Annotated in this window: 11 protein-coding genes; 5 read left to right on the forward strand and 6 right to left on the reverse strand. The window is 70.8% G+C overall.

Going from position 1 to position 16,538, the window contains the following annotated elements; translation table 11 throughout:
• Window positions 1-310: 310 nt before the first annotated feature.
• Entirely contained in the window at window positions 311-1,144 is an 834-nt protein-coding gene (locus ACWEKM_RS10320) for a nuclease-related domain-containing protein (protein WP_451620733.1), read from the forward strand.
• Between the two features lie 22 nt (window positions 1,145-1,166).
• Here the strand turns inward: ACWEKM_RS10320 and ligD are convergent, their stop codons facing one another.
• Window positions 1,167-2,048, reverse strand: coding sequence for a non-homologous end-joining DNA ligase (gene ligD / locus ACWEKM_RS10325; RefSeq protein WP_451620734.1), 882 nt, complete (start codon window positions 2,046-2,048; stop codon window positions 1,167-1,169).
• A gap of 62 nt (window positions 2,049-2,110) precedes the next feature.
• On the opposite strand from ligD, the gene ku reads away from it, so the two are divergent.
• Window positions 2,111-3,193: a non-homologous end joining protein Ku gene (gene ku / locus ACWEKM_RS10330; protein ID WP_451620735.1), complete on the forward strand. Its 1,083-nt coding sequence runs from the start codon at window positions 2,111-2,113 to the stop codon at window positions 3,191-3,193.
• Window positions 3,194-3,857: 664 nt separating this feature from the next.
• Here ku and ACWEKM_RS10335 read toward each other — a convergent pair.
• The 3 genes from ACWEKM_RS10335 to ACWEKM_RS10345 form a co-directional block, all read right to left on the reverse strand.
• On the reverse strand, window positions 3,858-6,029 hold the full coding sequence (locus ACWEKM_RS10335) for a bifunctional serine/threonine-protein kinase/ABC transporter substrate-binding protein (protein ID WP_451620736.1): 2,172 nt from the start codon (window positions 6,027-6,029) through the stop codon (window positions 3,858-3,860).
• Window positions 6,030-6,318: 289 nt separating this feature from the next.
• Window positions 6,319-8,451, reverse strand: coding sequence for a bifunctional serine/threonine-protein kinase/ABC transporter substrate-binding protein (locus tag ACWEKM_RS10340; RefSeq protein ID WP_451620786.1), 2,133 nt, complete (start codon window positions 8,449-8,451; stop codon window positions 6,319-6,321).
• Window positions 8,451-9,326: a hypothetical protein gene (locus ACWEKM_RS10345; RefSeq protein WP_451620737.1), complete on the reverse strand. Its 876-nt coding sequence runs from the start codon at window positions 9,324-9,326 to the stop codon at window positions 8,451-8,453. Before ACWEKM_RS10345 ends, ACWEKM_RS10340 begins: the two co-directional genes overlap by 1 nt.
• Before the next feature lie 221 nt (window positions 9,327-9,547).
• Between ACWEKM_RS10345 and ACWEKM_RS10350 the strand changes: the two genes are divergently transcribed.
• Together ACWEKM_RS10350 and ACWEKM_RS10355 are read left to right on the forward strand one after the other, a co-directional pair.
• Complete coding sequence (locus ACWEKM_RS10350) at window positions 9,548-11,362, forward strand: Ig-like domain repeat protein (protein WP_451620738.1); 1,815 nt, start codon at window positions 9,548-9,550, stop codon at window positions 11,360-11,362.
• Between the two features lie 20 nt (window positions 11,363-11,382).
• A complete protein-coding gene (locus tag ACWEKM_RS10355) occupies window positions 11,383-12,273 on the forward strand; it encodes a HindIII family type II restriction endonuclease (RefSeq protein ID WP_451620739.1) in 891 nt (296 codons plus the stop codon).
• Window positions 12,274-12,329: 56 nt separating this feature from the next.
• Here ACWEKM_RS10355 and ACWEKM_RS10360 read toward each other — a convergent pair whose 3' ends face one another.
• Window positions 12,330-14,348 (reverse strand): DUF1156 domain-containing protein, encoded by a 2,019-nt coding sequence (locus tag ACWEKM_RS10360; RefSeq protein ID WP_451620740.1) that lies wholly within the window; start codon window positions 14,346-14,348, stop codon window positions 12,330-12,332.
• A gap of 259 nt (window positions 14,349-14,607) precedes the next feature.
• On the opposite strand from ACWEKM_RS10360, the gene ACWEKM_RS10365 reads away from it, so the two are divergent.
• Window positions 14,608-15,600 (forward strand): phosphotransferase family protein, encoded by a 993-nt coding sequence (locus ACWEKM_RS10365; protein WP_451620741.1) that lies wholly within the window; start codon window positions 14,608-14,610, stop codon window positions 15,598-15,600.
• A 47-nt stretch (window positions 15,601-15,647) separates the two neighbouring features.
• Here ACWEKM_RS10365 and ACWEKM_RS10370 read toward each other — a convergent pair whose 3' ends face one another.
• A complete protein-coding gene (locus ACWEKM_RS10370) occupies window positions 15,648-16,343 on the reverse strand; it encodes a hypothetical protein (RefSeq protein ID WP_451620742.1) in 696 nt (231 codons plus the stop codon).
• Window positions 16,344-16,538 lie beyond the last annotated feature (195 nt).

Below are 16,538 nucleotides of genomic sequence, written 5' to 3' on the forward strand. Positions count from 1 at the left end.
CACCCCGGCGGAGTCCAGCCGTGCCCGATAGGGGTGCGGGGAACTGCGCAACCCACCACACTCGACCCGCACCCCGCAGCCCACGCGAACTCCCGGGTTCGACCCGACCGCTCTCACCCCGGCGGAGTCCAGCCGTGCCCGATAGGGGTGCGGGGAACTGCGCAACCCACCACACTCGACCCGCACCCCGCAGCCCACGCGAACTCCCGAGCTCGACCCGACCACCCCTGCAATCCGCGCGGCAGCGCCCCGGTGGGGTTCTTGCCCCCGGACCGCCCCGCCTGATCCCATGGTCGAGGGGTGATGGCGCATGAACGGACTGCGCGTGGTGCCGGACGGACGGCACGGCCGGGAACGGCTGTACGTCTGCCTCGCCGACGGCAGGAACGTCGCCTGGTACGACCGCGAGGCGGCCCGGGTCAACCTGCTCAGCGAGGACCGCAGGGAGGACGTACTGGAGGCGCTGGGCCCCTTTCTGACCGGCCCGGTGGCCGTGGGCCCGCCGCCCGTCCCGACGCCCGCGGAGCTGGCCAGGCTCTCCCTGCACCCGGACGACGACCTGGCCCCCAACCGCCCGGGCGAGGCGCTGCTGGTGGCCCTCGACCGGGATCCCGGCCCGGCCAGGCGGCTGCGGCCGGACCCGCGGCGCCGGGCGCTGCTGGCCGAGCAGACCGTCGGCGAGGCCCTGGACCGGCTGGACGGAGCGGGCTGGCACACCCTGCACTCGATTCCGCTGCCGGGCGGCGACCGGCTGCACCACCTGCTGATCGGCCCCGGCGGACTCTTCGCCCTGCACACCCTGTACGCCCGCAGGCAGCGCGTCCTGGTGACCGACCCGCTGGTCGCGCTGGGCCGCCGCGAGGCGTACCCGCTGCTGCGCCGCGTCCGCGCCGACGCCGACCGCGCCTCCTACGCCCTGACGGCCGAGGTCCGCCCGGTCCTCGCCCTGGCGGGCGCCGCGGAGGTCACCGTCACCGTTCCGCCGCGCGAGCTGCGCGTCGTACGGGACACGGACGTGACGGCGCTGTCCCGGCTCGGCGCGGTGCTGAAACCGGCGGACGTGGAGGCGCTGCATGCGATGGCCCGCGACCGTAACACCTGGCTGCGGGTGCAAGGACCGGCGCACGGCGGGCCAGCGGGCTGACGGGCTGCCCCGATGTGTCCCGTCAGGGCAGTTCCGCCGAGTGCGTGCCGTCCAGGAGCGGGGACATCAGGTCGCCGAGATCCTGCAGCCGTGCCCCCATGTCCTGCGCCCGGAACACCAGCTGCCCCGCCTTCCGGCACTCCGCCACCTCCGCCCAGGTGACCGGCGCGGACACGGCCGCCTCGGTCCGGGCCCGTAGCGTGTAGGGCGCGGCCGTCGTCTTCCGCCCGGCGTTCTGGCTCCAGTCCACGAACACCTTCCCCGGCCGCAGGCTCCGGGTCATCCGGTGCACCACCAGCCGCGGCAGCGCCCGCTCCGCCGCCACGGCCACCCCCTTCGCATACTCCGAGGCACGCTCCGAGGAGGCCCCGCGCACCGCGGCCAGCAGATGCAGCCCCTTCGCCCCGGACGTCTTCGCGTATGCCTCGATCCCGTCCGCCGCCAGCCGCTCCCGCAGCCACAGCGCGACCTCGCAGCAGTGCGCCACCGTCGCCGGGGCCCCCGGGTCGAGGTCGAAGACCAGCCGGTCGGCCTCCCCGGGCGCCCCGATCACCCACTGGGGCGTGTGGAACTCGGTGACGAGGTTCGCCGCCCACATCAGCGAGGCCAGATCCTGCACCAGCACCATCCGCGCGGGCCCCGCCGACCGGGGCACCTCGGCCGTCGTGACCCACTCGGGCGTACCCGGCGGCACGTTCTTGGTGAAGAACACCTGCCCGTCCGGCCCGTCCGGATAACGCAGGAATGACACTGGCCGGTCACGGAGGTGGGGGAGCAGCACACGGGACGTGGTCGCGTAGTAGTGCAGCAGTTCGCCCTTGGTGAAGCCGGTCGCCGGATACAGCACCTTCTCCAGGTTGCTGAGCGCAACCCGCCGCCCCTCCACCTCTGTGATCGGCGTCATACGATGACAATCTCAGATATTTACGGACGCAACACCACGAACCGGATGGAAGGGTGCGGCACGTGCGATCCCTATGGAACGGCGCCATCTCCTTCGGCCTCGTCAGCATCCCGATCAAGCTGGTGAACGCCACCGAGAGCCACTCGATCTCCTTCCGTCAGATCCACACCGGGGACGGCGGCCGCATCCGGTACCGCAAGTTCTGCGAGCTGGAGGACCGCGAGGTGAGCGGCGCGGAGATCGGCAAGGCGTACGAGGACGCGGACGGCACGATGATCCCGATCTCCGACGACGACCTCGCCCATCTGCCGATCCCGACCGCCCGCACGATCGAGATCGTGGCCTTCGTCCCGGGCGACCGGATCGATCCGCTCCAGATGGGGGCCGCGTACTACCTCGCGGCCGGCGGCGCCGCGGCGGCCAAGCCGTACACCCTGCTGCGCGAGGCGCTCAAGCGCAGCAACAAGGTCGCCATCGCCAAGTACGCGCTGCGCGGCCGGGAGCGCCTCGGCATGCTGCGGGTGGTGGGCGACGCCATCGCCATGCACGGTCTGCTGTGGCCGGACGAGGTCCGGGCCCCCGAGGGAGTCGCGCCGGACACGGAGGTCACGGTCCGCGACAAGGAACTCGATCTCGCGGACGCCCTGATGGACACCCTCGGCGAGGTCGACCTGGCCGATCTGCACGACGAGTACCAGGCGGCCCTGGAGGAGGTCATCGCCGCGAAGGCGGCAGGTGAGGCGCCCCCCGAGGCGCCCGCCGCGGCCCCGGGCGGCAAGGTGCTCGACCTGATGGCCGCGCTGGAGAAGAGCGTCCGGGCCGCCAAGGAGTCCCGCGGGGAGGAGGCGGAGCCGGGGGAGGAGGCCGGGGCGGCGGAGCAGGCCGAGGTCACCGCGCTGCCGGGGCGCCGGTCCACCCGCGCGGCCCCCAAGGAGACGGGCGGCCGGAAGACGGCGACCGCGGCGAAGAAGACGGCGGCGAAGAAGACCACGGCCGTCGCGGGGAAGACGGCCAAGTCCGCCCGGACGAAGAAGACGGCGGCGAAGTCGACCGCCGAGTCCGCCGACCGGACGACCGCCAAGAAGGCCACCGCCAAGAAGACGGCGACCAAGAAGTCCGCCGCGTCCCGCAAACGCACGGCCTGAGCACGCCGCCGACCACCTGTCCTCGACCACGTGTCGCCGACCGCGCGCTCTCGACCACGTGTCGTCGGCCGCGCGCTCTCGACCACGTGTCGTCGGCCGCGCGCTCTCGACCACGTGTCGCCGGCCGCGCGCTCTCGACCACGTGTCCCCGGCCGCGCGCTCTCAACCACGCGTCGCCGACCGCGCGCTCTCGACCACGGGCACTCGACCGTGTGTCCTCGATCACGGGCCCTCGACCGCGCGCCCCCGACCGCGTGTCCCCGGCCAACGGTCCCACCACGCAGGCCGAGCGCACCGGTGCACCGCGCCACGCCACTACACCACCCCGGCGCATCCGCAGGCGCACCGCCGGGCCCGTAGGCCCCGACAGCGGCACCAGCCGCCGCACCCCCAGCCGCCGCACTTCCAGCCCGACACCCCCTCCCGCGCGAGCAGTCCTATCGCATCGGCCGCGCCCGGCGCGGCCACGTCCAACGGGTACACCGGATACGTCGCGTCGGCACCGCGCAGCGTGTCCGCGCACGTCGACCGGTCCGCGTCCGCCCAGTCGAAGCCCCGGCGCCCGGGTGGCCGCCCGCACTGTCAGCCCGGCCGCACCCGCCGCCACGGCCCTGTCCCGCGCGTCGGCCCAGACCGGTCCCAGACCTGGCCCAGACCGGCCTAGCTAGATCTCCTGGTACTGCCCGAGGAACACCGGCGTCCCGTCCGTCACCCGCCACAGGAACAGCCCCGGGTTCATCTGCACGGCGCCGGTGTCCGACCGGAAGTTGATGGTCCTGGTGACGCCCCGGTACGACAGGGACCGCAACCGGTGGGCCAGGGTTCCGGTGTCCACCGGACCCGTCTTCACCGGACCCGTCCCCACCAAGGTCAGCGCGAGCGCGACGAGACCGGCCGTGTCGTACGCCTCCGCCGCGCCCCGCGCCGCCGTGCGGACGCCGTACCGCCGCCGGTACGCACGGACGAACCCGGCGGCCGATTTCAGGCGCGCCGGATCCACGAACGTCGCCGAGAAGACCCACCCCTCGGCCGCCGCGCCCGCCGCGTCCAGGAACACGGTGTCGAGGACCGGCTCGGTCGCGGCGGGTGTGCCGGTGAACCCGGCCGCCCGCAGCGCGCGGGCGCAGGCGGCGGCCCGCCGCGGCGAACCCCCGCAGTAGACCACGGCCTCGGCCCGGGCCGCCCGTGCGGCGACCGCGCCGAAGTCGTCGGTGTCCGCGGCCACCGGGTACCTGGTGACCGACCCGCCGGACGGCGGAGCCGCCGTCAGCGATCGGGCGATCAGCCAGCTGTAGTCGCGGGTGGCCCGGTCGTCGATCAGTGCGGTACGGGTGACCGGCTCGACACTGGTGAGATAGCGGATGAGCGGCGCGTCGACCGTGCTGTCCGTCGGCCGGACCTGGAACACGGCCGGCTCCGTCGCCGACCCCGTGCTGTACAGGGCGTCGGAGCCCGCCCAGGCGGTCAGCATCGGCAGGGGCGCCGCGTTGTAGGTGTCCCGGACCGCGAGCGCGGTCGCGTCGGACGTCGGTCCGACGACCGCGCACACCGTCCCGCCCGCGACGAGCCGCCGGGCCAGCTTCTCGGCCCGGTCCGGCTCCCCCCGGTCGTCGAGGACGGTGAGGGTCAGGTCGAAACCGTGGTCCGCGCGCGCGTTGTGCTGTTCGACGGCGAGCCGCACGCCCCGCTCGACGGCGGTGCCGAGCGCCCGGCCCGGGCCCGTCAGATCGGCCTGCACGGCGAGGGCGCGGGAGGGCCGGGGGCCGCTCGGCTCATCGGTGGACGCCGTACGGCGGGTGCCGATGAGCCAGGCGGCGCCGCCGCCCGCGGCCAGGGCACCCGCCGCGCCCAGCACCAGGAAACGGCGGCGGCCGGGCGCGCTCCGCTCCTCCCGCGCCGTCCCTGCCGCCGTCCCGGCCGGTGCCGCGTCGGCCGACGCGGGCCGTTCCGGCTCCGGCAGGTTCAGCACCTCGGCCGAACGTTCGGCGATGACCGCGGGCAGACCGGGCGGCAGCCAGTCGTCCGTCTCGAAGTCCCCGAGGCCCGCGCGCAGTTCGGGCACGGTCGGGCGGTCGGCCGGGTCCTTCGCGAGGCAGCGGGCGATCAGCGCGCGCAGCGCCTCGTCCGGGACGCCGGCGAGCTCCGGTGCCCCGTGAACGGTGCGGTACAGCACCCCCGCCGCGCCGCCCCCACCGAACGGCGGCCGCCCGCTCGCCGCGTAGGCGAGCAGACAGCCCAGCGAGAAGACGTCGCTCGGCGCGCCCACCTCCTCCTTGCGGACCCTGGCCTGCTCGGGCGAGAGATAGCCGGGGGTGCCGACGATCACGTCCGTCGCGGTCAGCGCGGTGGCGCCGCTCGCGCGGGCGATGCCGAAGTCGATCAGCCGGGGGCCGTCCAGGGCGAGCAGCACGTTCCCGGGTTTGATGTCGCGGTGGACGAGCCCGGCCGCGTGGACGGCGGCGAGCGCGTCCGCGAGGCGGGCGCCCAGCGCCCGTACCGTGTCCGCGGGCAGCGGCCCGAGCCCGGTGACGGTCTCGGTGAGCGAGGGACCGGGGACGAAGGCGGTGGCGATCCAGGGCTCGGGGGCCTCCGGGTCGGCGGCCGTCACCGGCGCCGACCACCGGCCGTCGACCCGGGCGGCGGCAGCGGCCTCGCGGCGGAACCGGGCCCGGAAATCCGGATCGGCGGCGTGCTCCGCACGGATCACCTTGACGGCGGCCAGGGCGCCGCCCGCGGAGCGCGCGAGATACACCACACCCATGCCGCCCGCCCCGATCCGGGCCAGCAGCCGGAACCCGCCGACCGACTCCGGATCCGCGACGGTCAGCGGCCGCATAGCCGCCCGCCTCCCGGCTGCTCGCCCTCCGGCCACCCGCCTCCTGGCTGCTCGCCTCCCGGGGGCTGCCCGCCTCCCGGCTGCTCGCTTCCCTCGGCCGTCGCCCACCGGGGCGCGCCCGTGGTGACGGCGACGGGCGAGCGCTGCCCGCCTCCCGGCCACCTGCCCTCCGGCTGCCCGCCTCCCGGCTGCTCGCCCCCTGGCTGCTCGCCCTTCGGTTGCCTGCCCCTTGGCCGCTCGCCTCCTGGCTGCTGGCCCCCCGGCCACCCGCCCCCCGACCGGCGCACCGTCACGCCGTCCTCGGCTGCGGCGCCTTTTCCGGGGCCGGGCCCAGATAGTGGAAGGCGCCGTCGAGCACCTGGTGCACAAAGCTGGCCGGGGTGGTCAGTATCGGCTGGCCCACGCTCTTGTGGTCGAAGGCGAAGTCACGGGTGATGCCGTGGTACGTCGCCTTCTGCAACGGGCCGATCAGCGCCTTGCGCGTCGGCCGCTTCCCGTTCGTCGCGACGACCTGCCGGATCAGCAGGTTCGCCGCGTCATAGCCCTCGGCGGCCCAGAAGCCGGGCGCGCGCCCGTACCGCTGACGGAACGCCTGCGCGAAGGAACGGACGCCGGCCGCGCCCGGCCCGATCGCGCTGGCCACCACCGTCCACCCGGCCGCGGCCGGCTCGGCGGCGAACCGGGTGTCGAGGGCGGGCTCGGCCGCGTACTTCGGCCCGGTGAAGTCGGCCAGTCCCCGCGCCGCCCGGATCGCCCCGTCGACCGGGCCCGCGTACACGAACGCCTTGACACCGGCGGAGCGCATCTCCGTCAGCACGGGGGTGAGATCGGTGGTGCCGGCGGGTACCACCCGCGGGTGCGAGGCGTCGCCGTACTTCCGCACGAGGAGGTTGACCATCTGGATGGTCATCCAGGAGACGTCCCCGCCGCTGCGGTCCAGCAGCACCCCGACCGGACTGGCCGCGCTCGTCGCCTCCAGCTGGAAGCCGAGGCTCATGGCGACCGTGTTGTGCAGCGGCCGGCCCCGCACGAAGGAACGGACGTTCTGCACGAGGTTCTGCCCCGCGGACATGCCGAGCACGGGCAGCAGGGCCGCGTCGTAGACGGGCAGGGCGGCCTGGGTGGTGGCGTCGGTGCTGGACCCGATCACCGCCAGGACGTCCGCGTCGTCGGCGAGCCGCTGGGCCGCCGCCGCGGCGCGATCGGCCCGGCCCGCGTCGTCGGAGGTCTTCAAGCGCAGCGTGAACGGCCGACCACGACCGGCGTTGAACTCCTCCACCGCGATCCGCGCCCCCTGCTCCTGCGCCCGCCCGGCCGCCTTCCCCGGGCCGCTCAGATCGGCCTGCACACCGATGGCCCAGCCAGGCCCGGCCGACGTATGCGTACCGGTGTCGCCGCGCAGGGCGGCCCAGGCCGCGGCACCGCCGCCCACGGCGAGGACGGCCGCGCCCCCCGAGGCGACCGCGAGGAACCTGCGCCGCGACGGGCCGCGGTCCCGCACCGGCCCCTCGATGATGGTGGCCCCGATCTCGGGCAGCGACAGCGTCTCGGCCGACCGGTCGGCGACCATGCGTACGACGGCGACGGGCAGCCAGTCGGCGGTCCCCGACGGCACGTCCTCCACCAGGGCGGCGTCCAGCTCGGCCGGAGCGGGCCGGTCGCCCGGGTCCTTGGCGAGGCAGCGCCGCAGCACGGCCGCCAACTCCTCGTCCAGGCCATCGAGATCGGGCTCGTCGTGCACGGTCCGGTAGAGCAGGGCGTCCACCGCGCCACCGCCGAACGGCGGCCGCCCCGTCGCCGCGTACGCCAGCACACAGCCCAGCGAGAAGACGTCGCCGGCCGGCCCGATCCGGTCCCCGTCCCCCGTGGCCTGCTCGGGGGAGAGGAACCCGGGTGTGCCCACCACCAGGCCGGCCGAGGTCAGCGCGGTGGCGTCGAGGGAACGGGCGATGCCGAAGTCGATCAGCCGGGGGCCGTCCGCGGCGAGCAGGATGTTGCCCGGCTTCACATCCCGGTGCACAAGACCCGCCTCGTGCACCGCGGCCAGCGCACGCGCCAGCATCTTGCCCAGCACCCGCACCGTACGCGCGGGCAGCGGTCCGTGCCGGCCGACGGCCTCGGCGAGCGACGGACCGGGCTCGAAGACCGTGGCCAGCCAGGGCCGCGCGGCGTCCGGATCGGCGCCGGTGACCCTGACCACCCAGGGGCAGTCCACGCGCCGGGCGGCGTCCGCCTCACGGCGGAAGCGGGCGCGGAAGTCGTCATCGAGCACGTACTCGGCCCGGATCACCTTCACGGCGGCGAGCGCCCCCGCCTCGGACCGGCCGAGATAGACGACGCCCATGCCGCCCTCGCCGAGCCGGACGAGCAGCCGGTGCCCGCCGACGAAGGAGGGGTCGCCGGGGCGCAGCGAGCGGTCGATCACTTGCGGGCCCCCAGTTCGCTGCGCACCTTGGTCTCCATGGCGGCCACCGCCCGCGCCTGCGCTGCCAGCAGATCACCCTGCGCGTATCCGCTGCCGCCCTCGACGGCGACGGCGATCGTCACCGGCCCGAGCCGGACCTGGTCCCAGAAGTACGACGTGGCCTCCTTGCCGAGGCCGGGATTCAGATACTTCCCCATCTCCAGCAGCACATCGTCGGCCGACGTGTTCCCGTTCGTTCCGTAGCCGGAACCGATCGAGTTCAGACCGCTGATCCGCTCGTCGGCGCGCAGCTGTTGGTCGGGACAGCGCAGCGCCTCCTCCAGGGTCTCGGCCATCTCCCAGTCGGCCCGGTCGGCGGTGCGGTGCACGGTGACGGTCGCGGCGGTACGTACCTCGCCCTTGCCCCCACCGGCCGGGAGCCGGCCGTAGCGGGTGAGGCTGCCGAGCACGTCGGCGGGGAGCGACTCCTGCTGCCAGACACAGTCGGAGCCCAGCACCGGCCAGTCGGCGGGATCGCTCTCGTACGGGGTGCGCCGCTCATAGCCGGGCCCGTAACTGTCGGGCCCGGCGGTGACGGCACGCAGCAGCCGCAGCGCCTGCGACCGGCTCTCGGGCAGCCGCCCGGGATCGACCCGGAACGACGGTCCGACCGGACCCGCACCCAGTCGCCCGGCCTGTCCACCGGTACCGGAGCCCGTGCCGGAGCCCGTGGACGCGCCGCCGTCGGCCGTGCCGGAGCCCGCCGAGCCGTTGCCCGCCGCGGCCGAGGTGGCGGCACCGGTACCGGCACCGGCCCGCAGCCCACCCTCGTCCTCGCCCGCCCCTTCCCCCGAGCACCCCGCGAGCAGCGCCAACGTCGCACAGACCACCACCGCAGACCCCCGTCTTCCGCGCCTGAGCGCCCCCGCGTACGTCACAATCCTCCGTCCCACGCCGCCCGCCCCGCCCGCCTCGCCCGCACACGACACCGGCCCGGGGCCGCGGACCTCGATCAACTCATCTTGTCGCATGGGGAGAGGGAGTTGCGACGAGCGGCGCATCGGACCGGCCACAGTCGTGAAACCCTTGAAAAGCGGATCTTCACAGCTGTTTCATGGCGTTCACAGGTGCCGCATCGAGCGCGATCGGCACCCGACACAGCCTGTGGGGGGCACAGTTGAACACCGCACACCATCCGATGAACCCTGCACACCGTTCGAGACGCCTGGCGGCCACCCTGCTCGCCACCACGCTCGCGGGAGCCGGCCTGACCGTCGCCGCGGCACCCGCGGCACACGCGGTGGCCTCCGACGCGGTGATCAAACTACCGTTCTCGTCGTACTCGGCGATCGCCGTCGACTCCGTGCACCAGCGCGTGTTCGTCGCGGACAGCAACACCGACTACTACCTCAACAAGGGCACCATCGCCGTCTACGACTTCCAGGGCGGGCACCTGGCCACCCTCCAGACCCCGGCCCATGTCTCGGGTCTGGCGCTCAGCGCCGACAGCGGCAGGCTCTACGCCGGCCTGCGTGAGCAGATCCAGACGTATGACACCACCACCTTGGAACCGGCCTTCCTCGCCTTCACCAACACCGACACGTGCGGACGTGAACTCGCCTTCTCGGGCGGCCAGTTGTACTTCACCACGCCCTACTCGCAGTACGTGGGCGCCTGTGCCGCCGCCCAGACCTATCTGGACGGCATCGTGGACGGCCTGCACACCCGCACCGGTTGGAACGACTACGGCAAACTCAAGCTGGAGGCCGGCCCCGGCGACCGGATGCTGATGGGCCAGCCCCGCAACGACAAGGCGGCCGACCCCTTCCTCACCGTGTACGACACCCGCGACGGCTCCCTCGTACGGGGCGCCGCCCGCCGCTTCGCCGACAGCACCGGCAAGGGTGCGCTCGACCTGAAGGACATGGCGTTCTCCGCCGACGGCAGCAAGGTCGCCGTCGCCGACGCCGCCTACGGCACCCGGCTGCTCAACACCGACGACCTGTCCGACGCGGCGAACGCCTACCCGGCGCTCCCGGCCGGCGCCACCGCCAGTGCGGTCGCCTTCAGCGGCGACGGGCACTACCTCGCACGCGGCGCGGCGGCCTCCGGCGCCACGCCCGACCTGCTGCTCCAGCCCGCCGACCCGGCCGACTCGGCGGCTCCGCTGGAGTTCGTCTTCGAGGGCAGCCTCGACGGGGACCGGGTCGCCCCGCGCGGCATGGAGTGGTCGGCCGACGGCTCCCGGCTGTTCGCGGTCACCACCGACGCGGTCGGCAGCCAGTTCTGGCTGCACATCATCCAGCCGCCGGCCGTGCAGTACGACACCCGCTTCACCGGCGGCCTCACCCCCAGCCCGGCCCAGGCGGTCGCGGGCGAGCCGCTGGCCCTGCGCGGCAGTCTGGAATCCGACGGGCCCGCCCCCGGTGCGCCGCTGAAGGTCAAGGCGACCCGTACGGACGCGACCGGCACCCATGACCTGGGCGCCGCCACCGTCAAGGCGGACGGCACCTTCACCGTCCTCGACGAGCCGGACCTCGTCGGCGACGCCACATACACGGTGTCCTTCCCCGGCGACCTGACGCACCGCCCCGCCGAGGACCTCACCCACACCGTCAGCGTCGGAAAGGCGCCCACCTCGATCGCCCTCACCGCGCCGGCCGAGGGGTCGATCAGCGCGGGGATCACCATCACCGGCACCTTCACCGCACGGGGCAAGGCGCTGCCGGACCGTGCGGTGCTGAAGGTCGTACGGACCGACCGGCTCGGCACCGGCACGCTGTCGTCGGTGACCGTCGCCGCGGACGGCACGTTCACCGTCGACGACATCCCGCGCACCCGGCGCGACGTGACCTACACGGTCAGCTGGCCCGGCGACGACCTGCACACGGACTCGACCGCGTCGGCGACGATCCACGTCACACGCTGACCCTGGGGACCGAGGTCAATATGCACTTCTCGATAGACGAAGTCGTCGATCAACTTGCCGCACGGGGGCTTTCGTTCGACCGTGCGGCTGTCAAACTGGACAGCATCATCCAAGCTGCGGATGATGACGAGTTCTCTGCCTTGCTGGTGCGGGCCGGGTGCATTCCCGAGCGATACCGTCACGACTCCACCGAGGAAAAGCTGTACGCCAAGGCAATGGATTCGATCGTTGCCGAGTCCCTTCGTCGACTTGGGTATGAAGCCGAGGTCTCGCAAGAAAGAGCCAACTCGGCAGACGTAGTGGCAGACGGCGGATCACCCGCACACTCTCTGGTGGCGGATGCCAAGGCATTCAGGCTTTCTCGCACGGCACTGAACCCCAAGGACTACAAGATCGAGGCGCTCAGCAAGTGGCGGAAGGGAGCCGATTACGCCATCCTGGTCGCCCCCATCGCCGGCTACCCGGAGGGTGAAAGTCGCCTTTATGTGGAGGCCGGCAGATATCAAGTGACGCTGCTCTCCTACTCGCACCTCGCCCTGATGATCGACTCCGAGTCGGGGCCGTCTCAGCTGCAGAGTATTTGGCAGCGTAGCGTCGAACATACATCAGTGACTGTCAATGCCCCGAAGTATTGGAGCGCACTGGACAGCGCACTGCGTCAGGCTCTGTCATGGGACCGGACGAATTGGTCGAAGGCGAGACGGAGATACTTTGAAAGCCTTCTGCTCAACGCGGAGGGTGAACTCGCCCACTTCGACCGAGTGAAGATGGAAATCGGGGCCATGAGCCGTGAAGAGCTCGTCGATATCGCCGTAGACGCACTCAAGATCGACAGCAAGACGCGAACCATTCGAGCGCGCGTCGCCAAAACCAGGGCTCTCATGGACGAGATGGAAATTCAAGAACAGTAACCAAGCGTTGCGTTGCCTCCTTCGGCGCAACGCTTTCCGAAGGAGGCAACGGGGGATCAGCGTGCCGAGAAGCTGAATTCCGGGATGCTTTCGTAGATTCGATCGGCAACCTCACGGCATACGGAGTTCACCGTATCCTGGTGGCTCAACATCTCCTCCGTGAATTGACTGAGTCGAGCCTCGACGGCGGAGACGAAAGCCAAAGTCGCCGCCACATCATCCGGCCAGTCGGCTGCGTCCGCACGTTCCAGGGCGGCCTTGATCAGCTGGTCAATACCGGGTTCCGGTTGCACCGACCCCATCGCGCTTGCTGTATCACGAGGTCTGGCAACCAGAACAAGAGACGTGTTGATCGCGGCTGATTTCATCGAGCGCGGCCGGTGCGTTCGCTCGATCGTCATGGGCCACAGTTGCGTGATTTTCAGTCCTGCCCGCACATAAGCCGCGATCAGCGATGACCAGCCGCTGATGGAACTGTGGGCGTAGCAGACGGTGATCACGCCGTCGCGCTTGATGACGCGTCGTGATTCTCGCAGGACTTGTGTCATACCCGTACTGAAGTAGGCCCAGGCTTCCCCGAGGCTTCCCTGGCGTCGAGGGGCCGCGGTCAGCTCCCTGGACGAGTCGGTTCTCGGCTCGCTGAAGATCTCAGGAAAGCCGCCGATCAACGCCATCCTTTTGAAGGAGTAGATGCAGTCGGCAAGGATGCTGTAGTAGAGATTGTCGTAGTACGGCGGATCGGTGACCACGGCATCAAAGAAGGCGTCCGGGTAGGCCATTGAACGGGAGTCGCCACGCGTGATCCTTTCCTCTTGGTCCGTCGGCGCCGGGATATGGTCCACGCCGGCCGCGATTCGCTCAAGTTTTCCGTAGAGATTCGCCGGCCCACGCAGGAGCGGGTCAATCTCAACGAAGTCCCACAGCATAGGCATGCCCGGACCGGAGAGGCCGCGGCCTACCTGCTCATTCTGTGAAATCCACATACACAGCCGGGAATTCCAGTCGGCCAGCTGGTCAATAAGCCCTGACAGAAAAGCGGCGATCGCCTTTGACTGGGACTCGCCATACTTTCCTTCCCAGCCCCTCCGTCGCTCATTCAGAATCCTGCACAGGCGAACGGTGACCGCGAGTTGTCGCTCCGTGAACAGAGAGACAATGCTGTCATGACCATACACGGTGGGATTCGTGATGCCGGACCAGGCTGGTATTTCAACGGCAGGGAGCGGAAGACCCAGCGCAGCACAGTCTTCCTTGATCATCTGCGCAGCGACGGCATCGGCACTGTAGTTTTGCGGCTCCGTCGCGGGCAGGAAGTGCTTGCGCTTGTCGAGTTTGGCAACCGCGGTGAGCTTGTCGGTCGAAGCCGTTCGGATCAACTCGGCCGTTTGCTGTCTGTCGTATTCCTGCCCGCAAAAGAGGCACCGCAGAGAGTTTCGCCCGCTCCAGGCCGAGTGGCCGGTCGCTGTGGCAGAGACGGATTCGACGACATGAACATCGAATGACTTGGTGGCAAAATTCGGCTGCTGCACGACGGCGCGTTGTCTCCCTGCTTTCTTGGAAAGCCAGGGTCGCTTTTGGAGGGGCATCTCGTTACCGCAGCCGGTGCAGGTAGCGGAACGGCTCCAGAAGTAGCAGATGATATTGTCGGCGTCGCGGGCCGGATACAGTTCACTGGTCTCGGATTTCAGTTGATCCAGGACCTGCCTCCCCTCCAGCATCAGTAGATGTCGGAGCTGTGGGGCGGCGGACCTGCTGAGATCAAGGAGCGCCTTCGCTGTGAAATAGGCCAGCTCGTTGTTCTCCATCCCGTACATCTTGACGCCGAGGCGCGTACCCGCAAGCGGGAAGGTGGCGCCACCCACGAACGGGTCAAGAACCTTCGATTCCGCTACTGGTTGATCCGGGTCGAGGGAAGCGGAGATCAGCTCTCTCGCCGTAGAGAACGGACGGCGAGCCCACCAAGTGAACACGGTATGCGGGGAAGAGGCACGCTGATATCTTTCCGAGGTGCCCGTTTCAGAGATCGATGCAACGTCGAGATACTGTTCAATCGGACGCTTCTGGATCTCCGACACCGATTCCCCTTAGAGCATTTTGATCAACGTAGTGTCCCGTATTCCGTGCGCTCTGCGGAGCTCTACGGCATCGTGGCCCACAAGACGATACCGAAGCCGCTGTGCCGGCGGGCCGGCGAGAACCACGCAATGGGGTTGACCGCAAGGCCCTGCGGCTGTGCGCAGACACACCGATCAACTCCGTCCACCCACGGTTCCGGGAGGCTGCGGACGAGGTATCCGGTGGCACGCGCGGCTCCGCCGTCAGTAGGTTCTGCGGATGCGGCAATTCGCGGACATCGAAGACCTGTCGAAGCTCGTACGTGACGCACTGGGAGCGGGATGCCACGTGGTCGCGGTGGACCGGTTGCGCGGGGGGAGCAAGAAAGGGGTGTACCGGGTCCGACTTGACGGAAGCCGCACAGCGAGTGTGATCGTCTACAGCTGGGCCGAAGCGGAGAACTTCTGGCCAGGCGCGCGGGAGACCGACCCCGCTGACCCGTTCGCACCCGCCTCCGGGCTGGTCCCGTTCCTGGCCGCGCAGCGGACCTTGGACAGCCTCGGGGCACGGGTTCCGCGGGTGCTCCTGGCAGATGACAGCCGACGTCGCTGTCCGGCGGACGTCGCCGTGGTCGAGGACGTCTCCGGCGACACGCTCGAAGCACTCTTCGAAACCGATCCCACGCGCGCCGCGGGAACCCTGGGCGACCTCGCCGAGATCCTTGAGGTGATGCACCGACACCAAGGCCGGCACTACGGCAGGGTGGACGTGCTGGAGCGGGGCGGCTCCGTGCCCGAGGTCTCGTGCGAGCGACGGGTCCTCGACCGCGCCCTGCGGGACCTTGAGGAGGCGGCGGGGCGCGACGCCCGCATCGCGGCAGCCGGCGACGCATTGCGCGACCGTCTGCGGGAACTGGCCGATCGGGTGGGCCCGCGCACGGAATACGGACTGATCCACGGAGAACTCGGCCCCGACCACGTCCTGGTCGACGCCGACGGGCACCCCGTCCTGATCGACATCGAGGGCCTGATGTACTTCGACGTCGAGTGGGAGCACGTCTTCCTCCGGCTCCGCTTCGGCGAGCGGTACCCCGCACTGGCCCGGCCCGGTCTCGATCCGCAGCGGCTCGACCTCTATATGCTCGCGATGCGTCTGTCGCTGGTGGCCGGTCCGCTGCGACTCCTCGACGGGGACTTCCCCGACCGGGCGTTCATGCAGCAGATCGCCGAGCACAACGCGCAAGAGGCGCTGGCGCTGCTGCCGCTGGGGTAGCCCCGGGAGGCGTACTACTGCCGTCCCACGGCGAATGTCGGCATTCTCTACCGGCCCCGGTTCAGCAGGAGGTGGGCTGCTGGGCGGCACGGGCGGCCGATGTCGTTGCATCGCTGCTCGAAGTCCGGCGGGAGCCAGCCGCGTCCCAGCAGCCGTGGGTGGGCGGGGAACCCGGTGATCGCGGACAGGACGAACAGCAGCGATGCCCAGGGGGTTTGGAGCTGGACTGTCGTCTGCCGTCCGTTGCGGATGTTACGGAAGCTGGTTTGGAAGAGATCGGGTGCGACGAGGTCGATCGTGTCCAGGCCGTCCCAGACGAGGTCGAGAAAGGACACCTGGTGATCGAAGTAGACCTTGCGTGTGGTGACGGTGATCTCACCGGATCCCTCGACCACCCAGCGCGGTTGCGCGTCGTTCTCGGCGGCACGGCGGCGGGCGGAGTTGCCGACGGCCGAGGCGGCCATGCTGCCCAGGACGAATGCCGTGCTGCCGAAGGCCACGACGCTTTGGTGACTGTAACTACCGTTGCCGATGGCCCGCCAGGTCAGCCGCGTTGCAGGGCCGACCGCGAGAGCGCGCTCTCCAGGATCGAGCCGGGCGGAGGTGGCGACCAGCGGACGCTGCTCCACTCGTCCTTCGACCAGGTCAGCGATGATGTCACAGGTGAACCACAGGTACTCGTCGAGCCAGGACCAAGCCGGAGCCTGCCCACTGCCGGAAGATGGGGGGAAAGGATTGTCCACTGTCTCTCCGATAGCTCCAATAGCTTCGAATAGCTTCCGTGTACTGACGTGCCATCAACTGGTGTCGTCCTGCGATTACCTTGCTGAGTGCCTGTGACGCTCACGGGGGTGTCGGCGGTTCCGCCGTTGTGGTGGCGGGGTTTGTGCTGTCAAGGCGTCCGTGGACGGCGTCGACGTATCGCTGTGCGGTGACGG

The sequence above is a fragment of the Streptomyces sp. NPDC004752 genome, assembly GCF_053601275.1.

Coding starts and splice junctions, on each gene's coding strand:
- ligD (WP_451620734.1), bottom strand. CDS start 2,048: ATGACGCCGATCACAGAGGTGGAGGGGCGGCGGGTTGCGCTCAGCAAC.
- ACWEKM_RS10355 (WP_451620739.1), top strand. CDS start 11,383: ATGCACTTCTCGATAGACGAAGTCGTCGATCAACTTGCCGCACGGGGG.
- ACWEKM_RS10350 (WP_451620738.1), top strand. CDS start 9,548: ATGGCGTTCACAGGTGCCGCATCGAGCGCGATCGGCACCCGACACAGC.
- ACWEKM_RS10320 (WP_451620733.1), top strand. CDS start 311: ATGAACGGACTGCGCGTGGTGCCGGACGGACGGCACGGCCGGGAACGG.
- ACWEKM_RS10335 (WP_451620736.1), bottom strand. CDS start 6,029: ATGCGGCCGCTGACCGTCGCGGATCCGGAGTCGGTCGGCGGGTTCCGG.
- ACWEKM_RS10365 (WP_451620741.1), top strand. CDS start 14,608: ATGCGGCAATTCGCGGACATCGAAGACCTGTCGAAGCTCGTACGTGAC.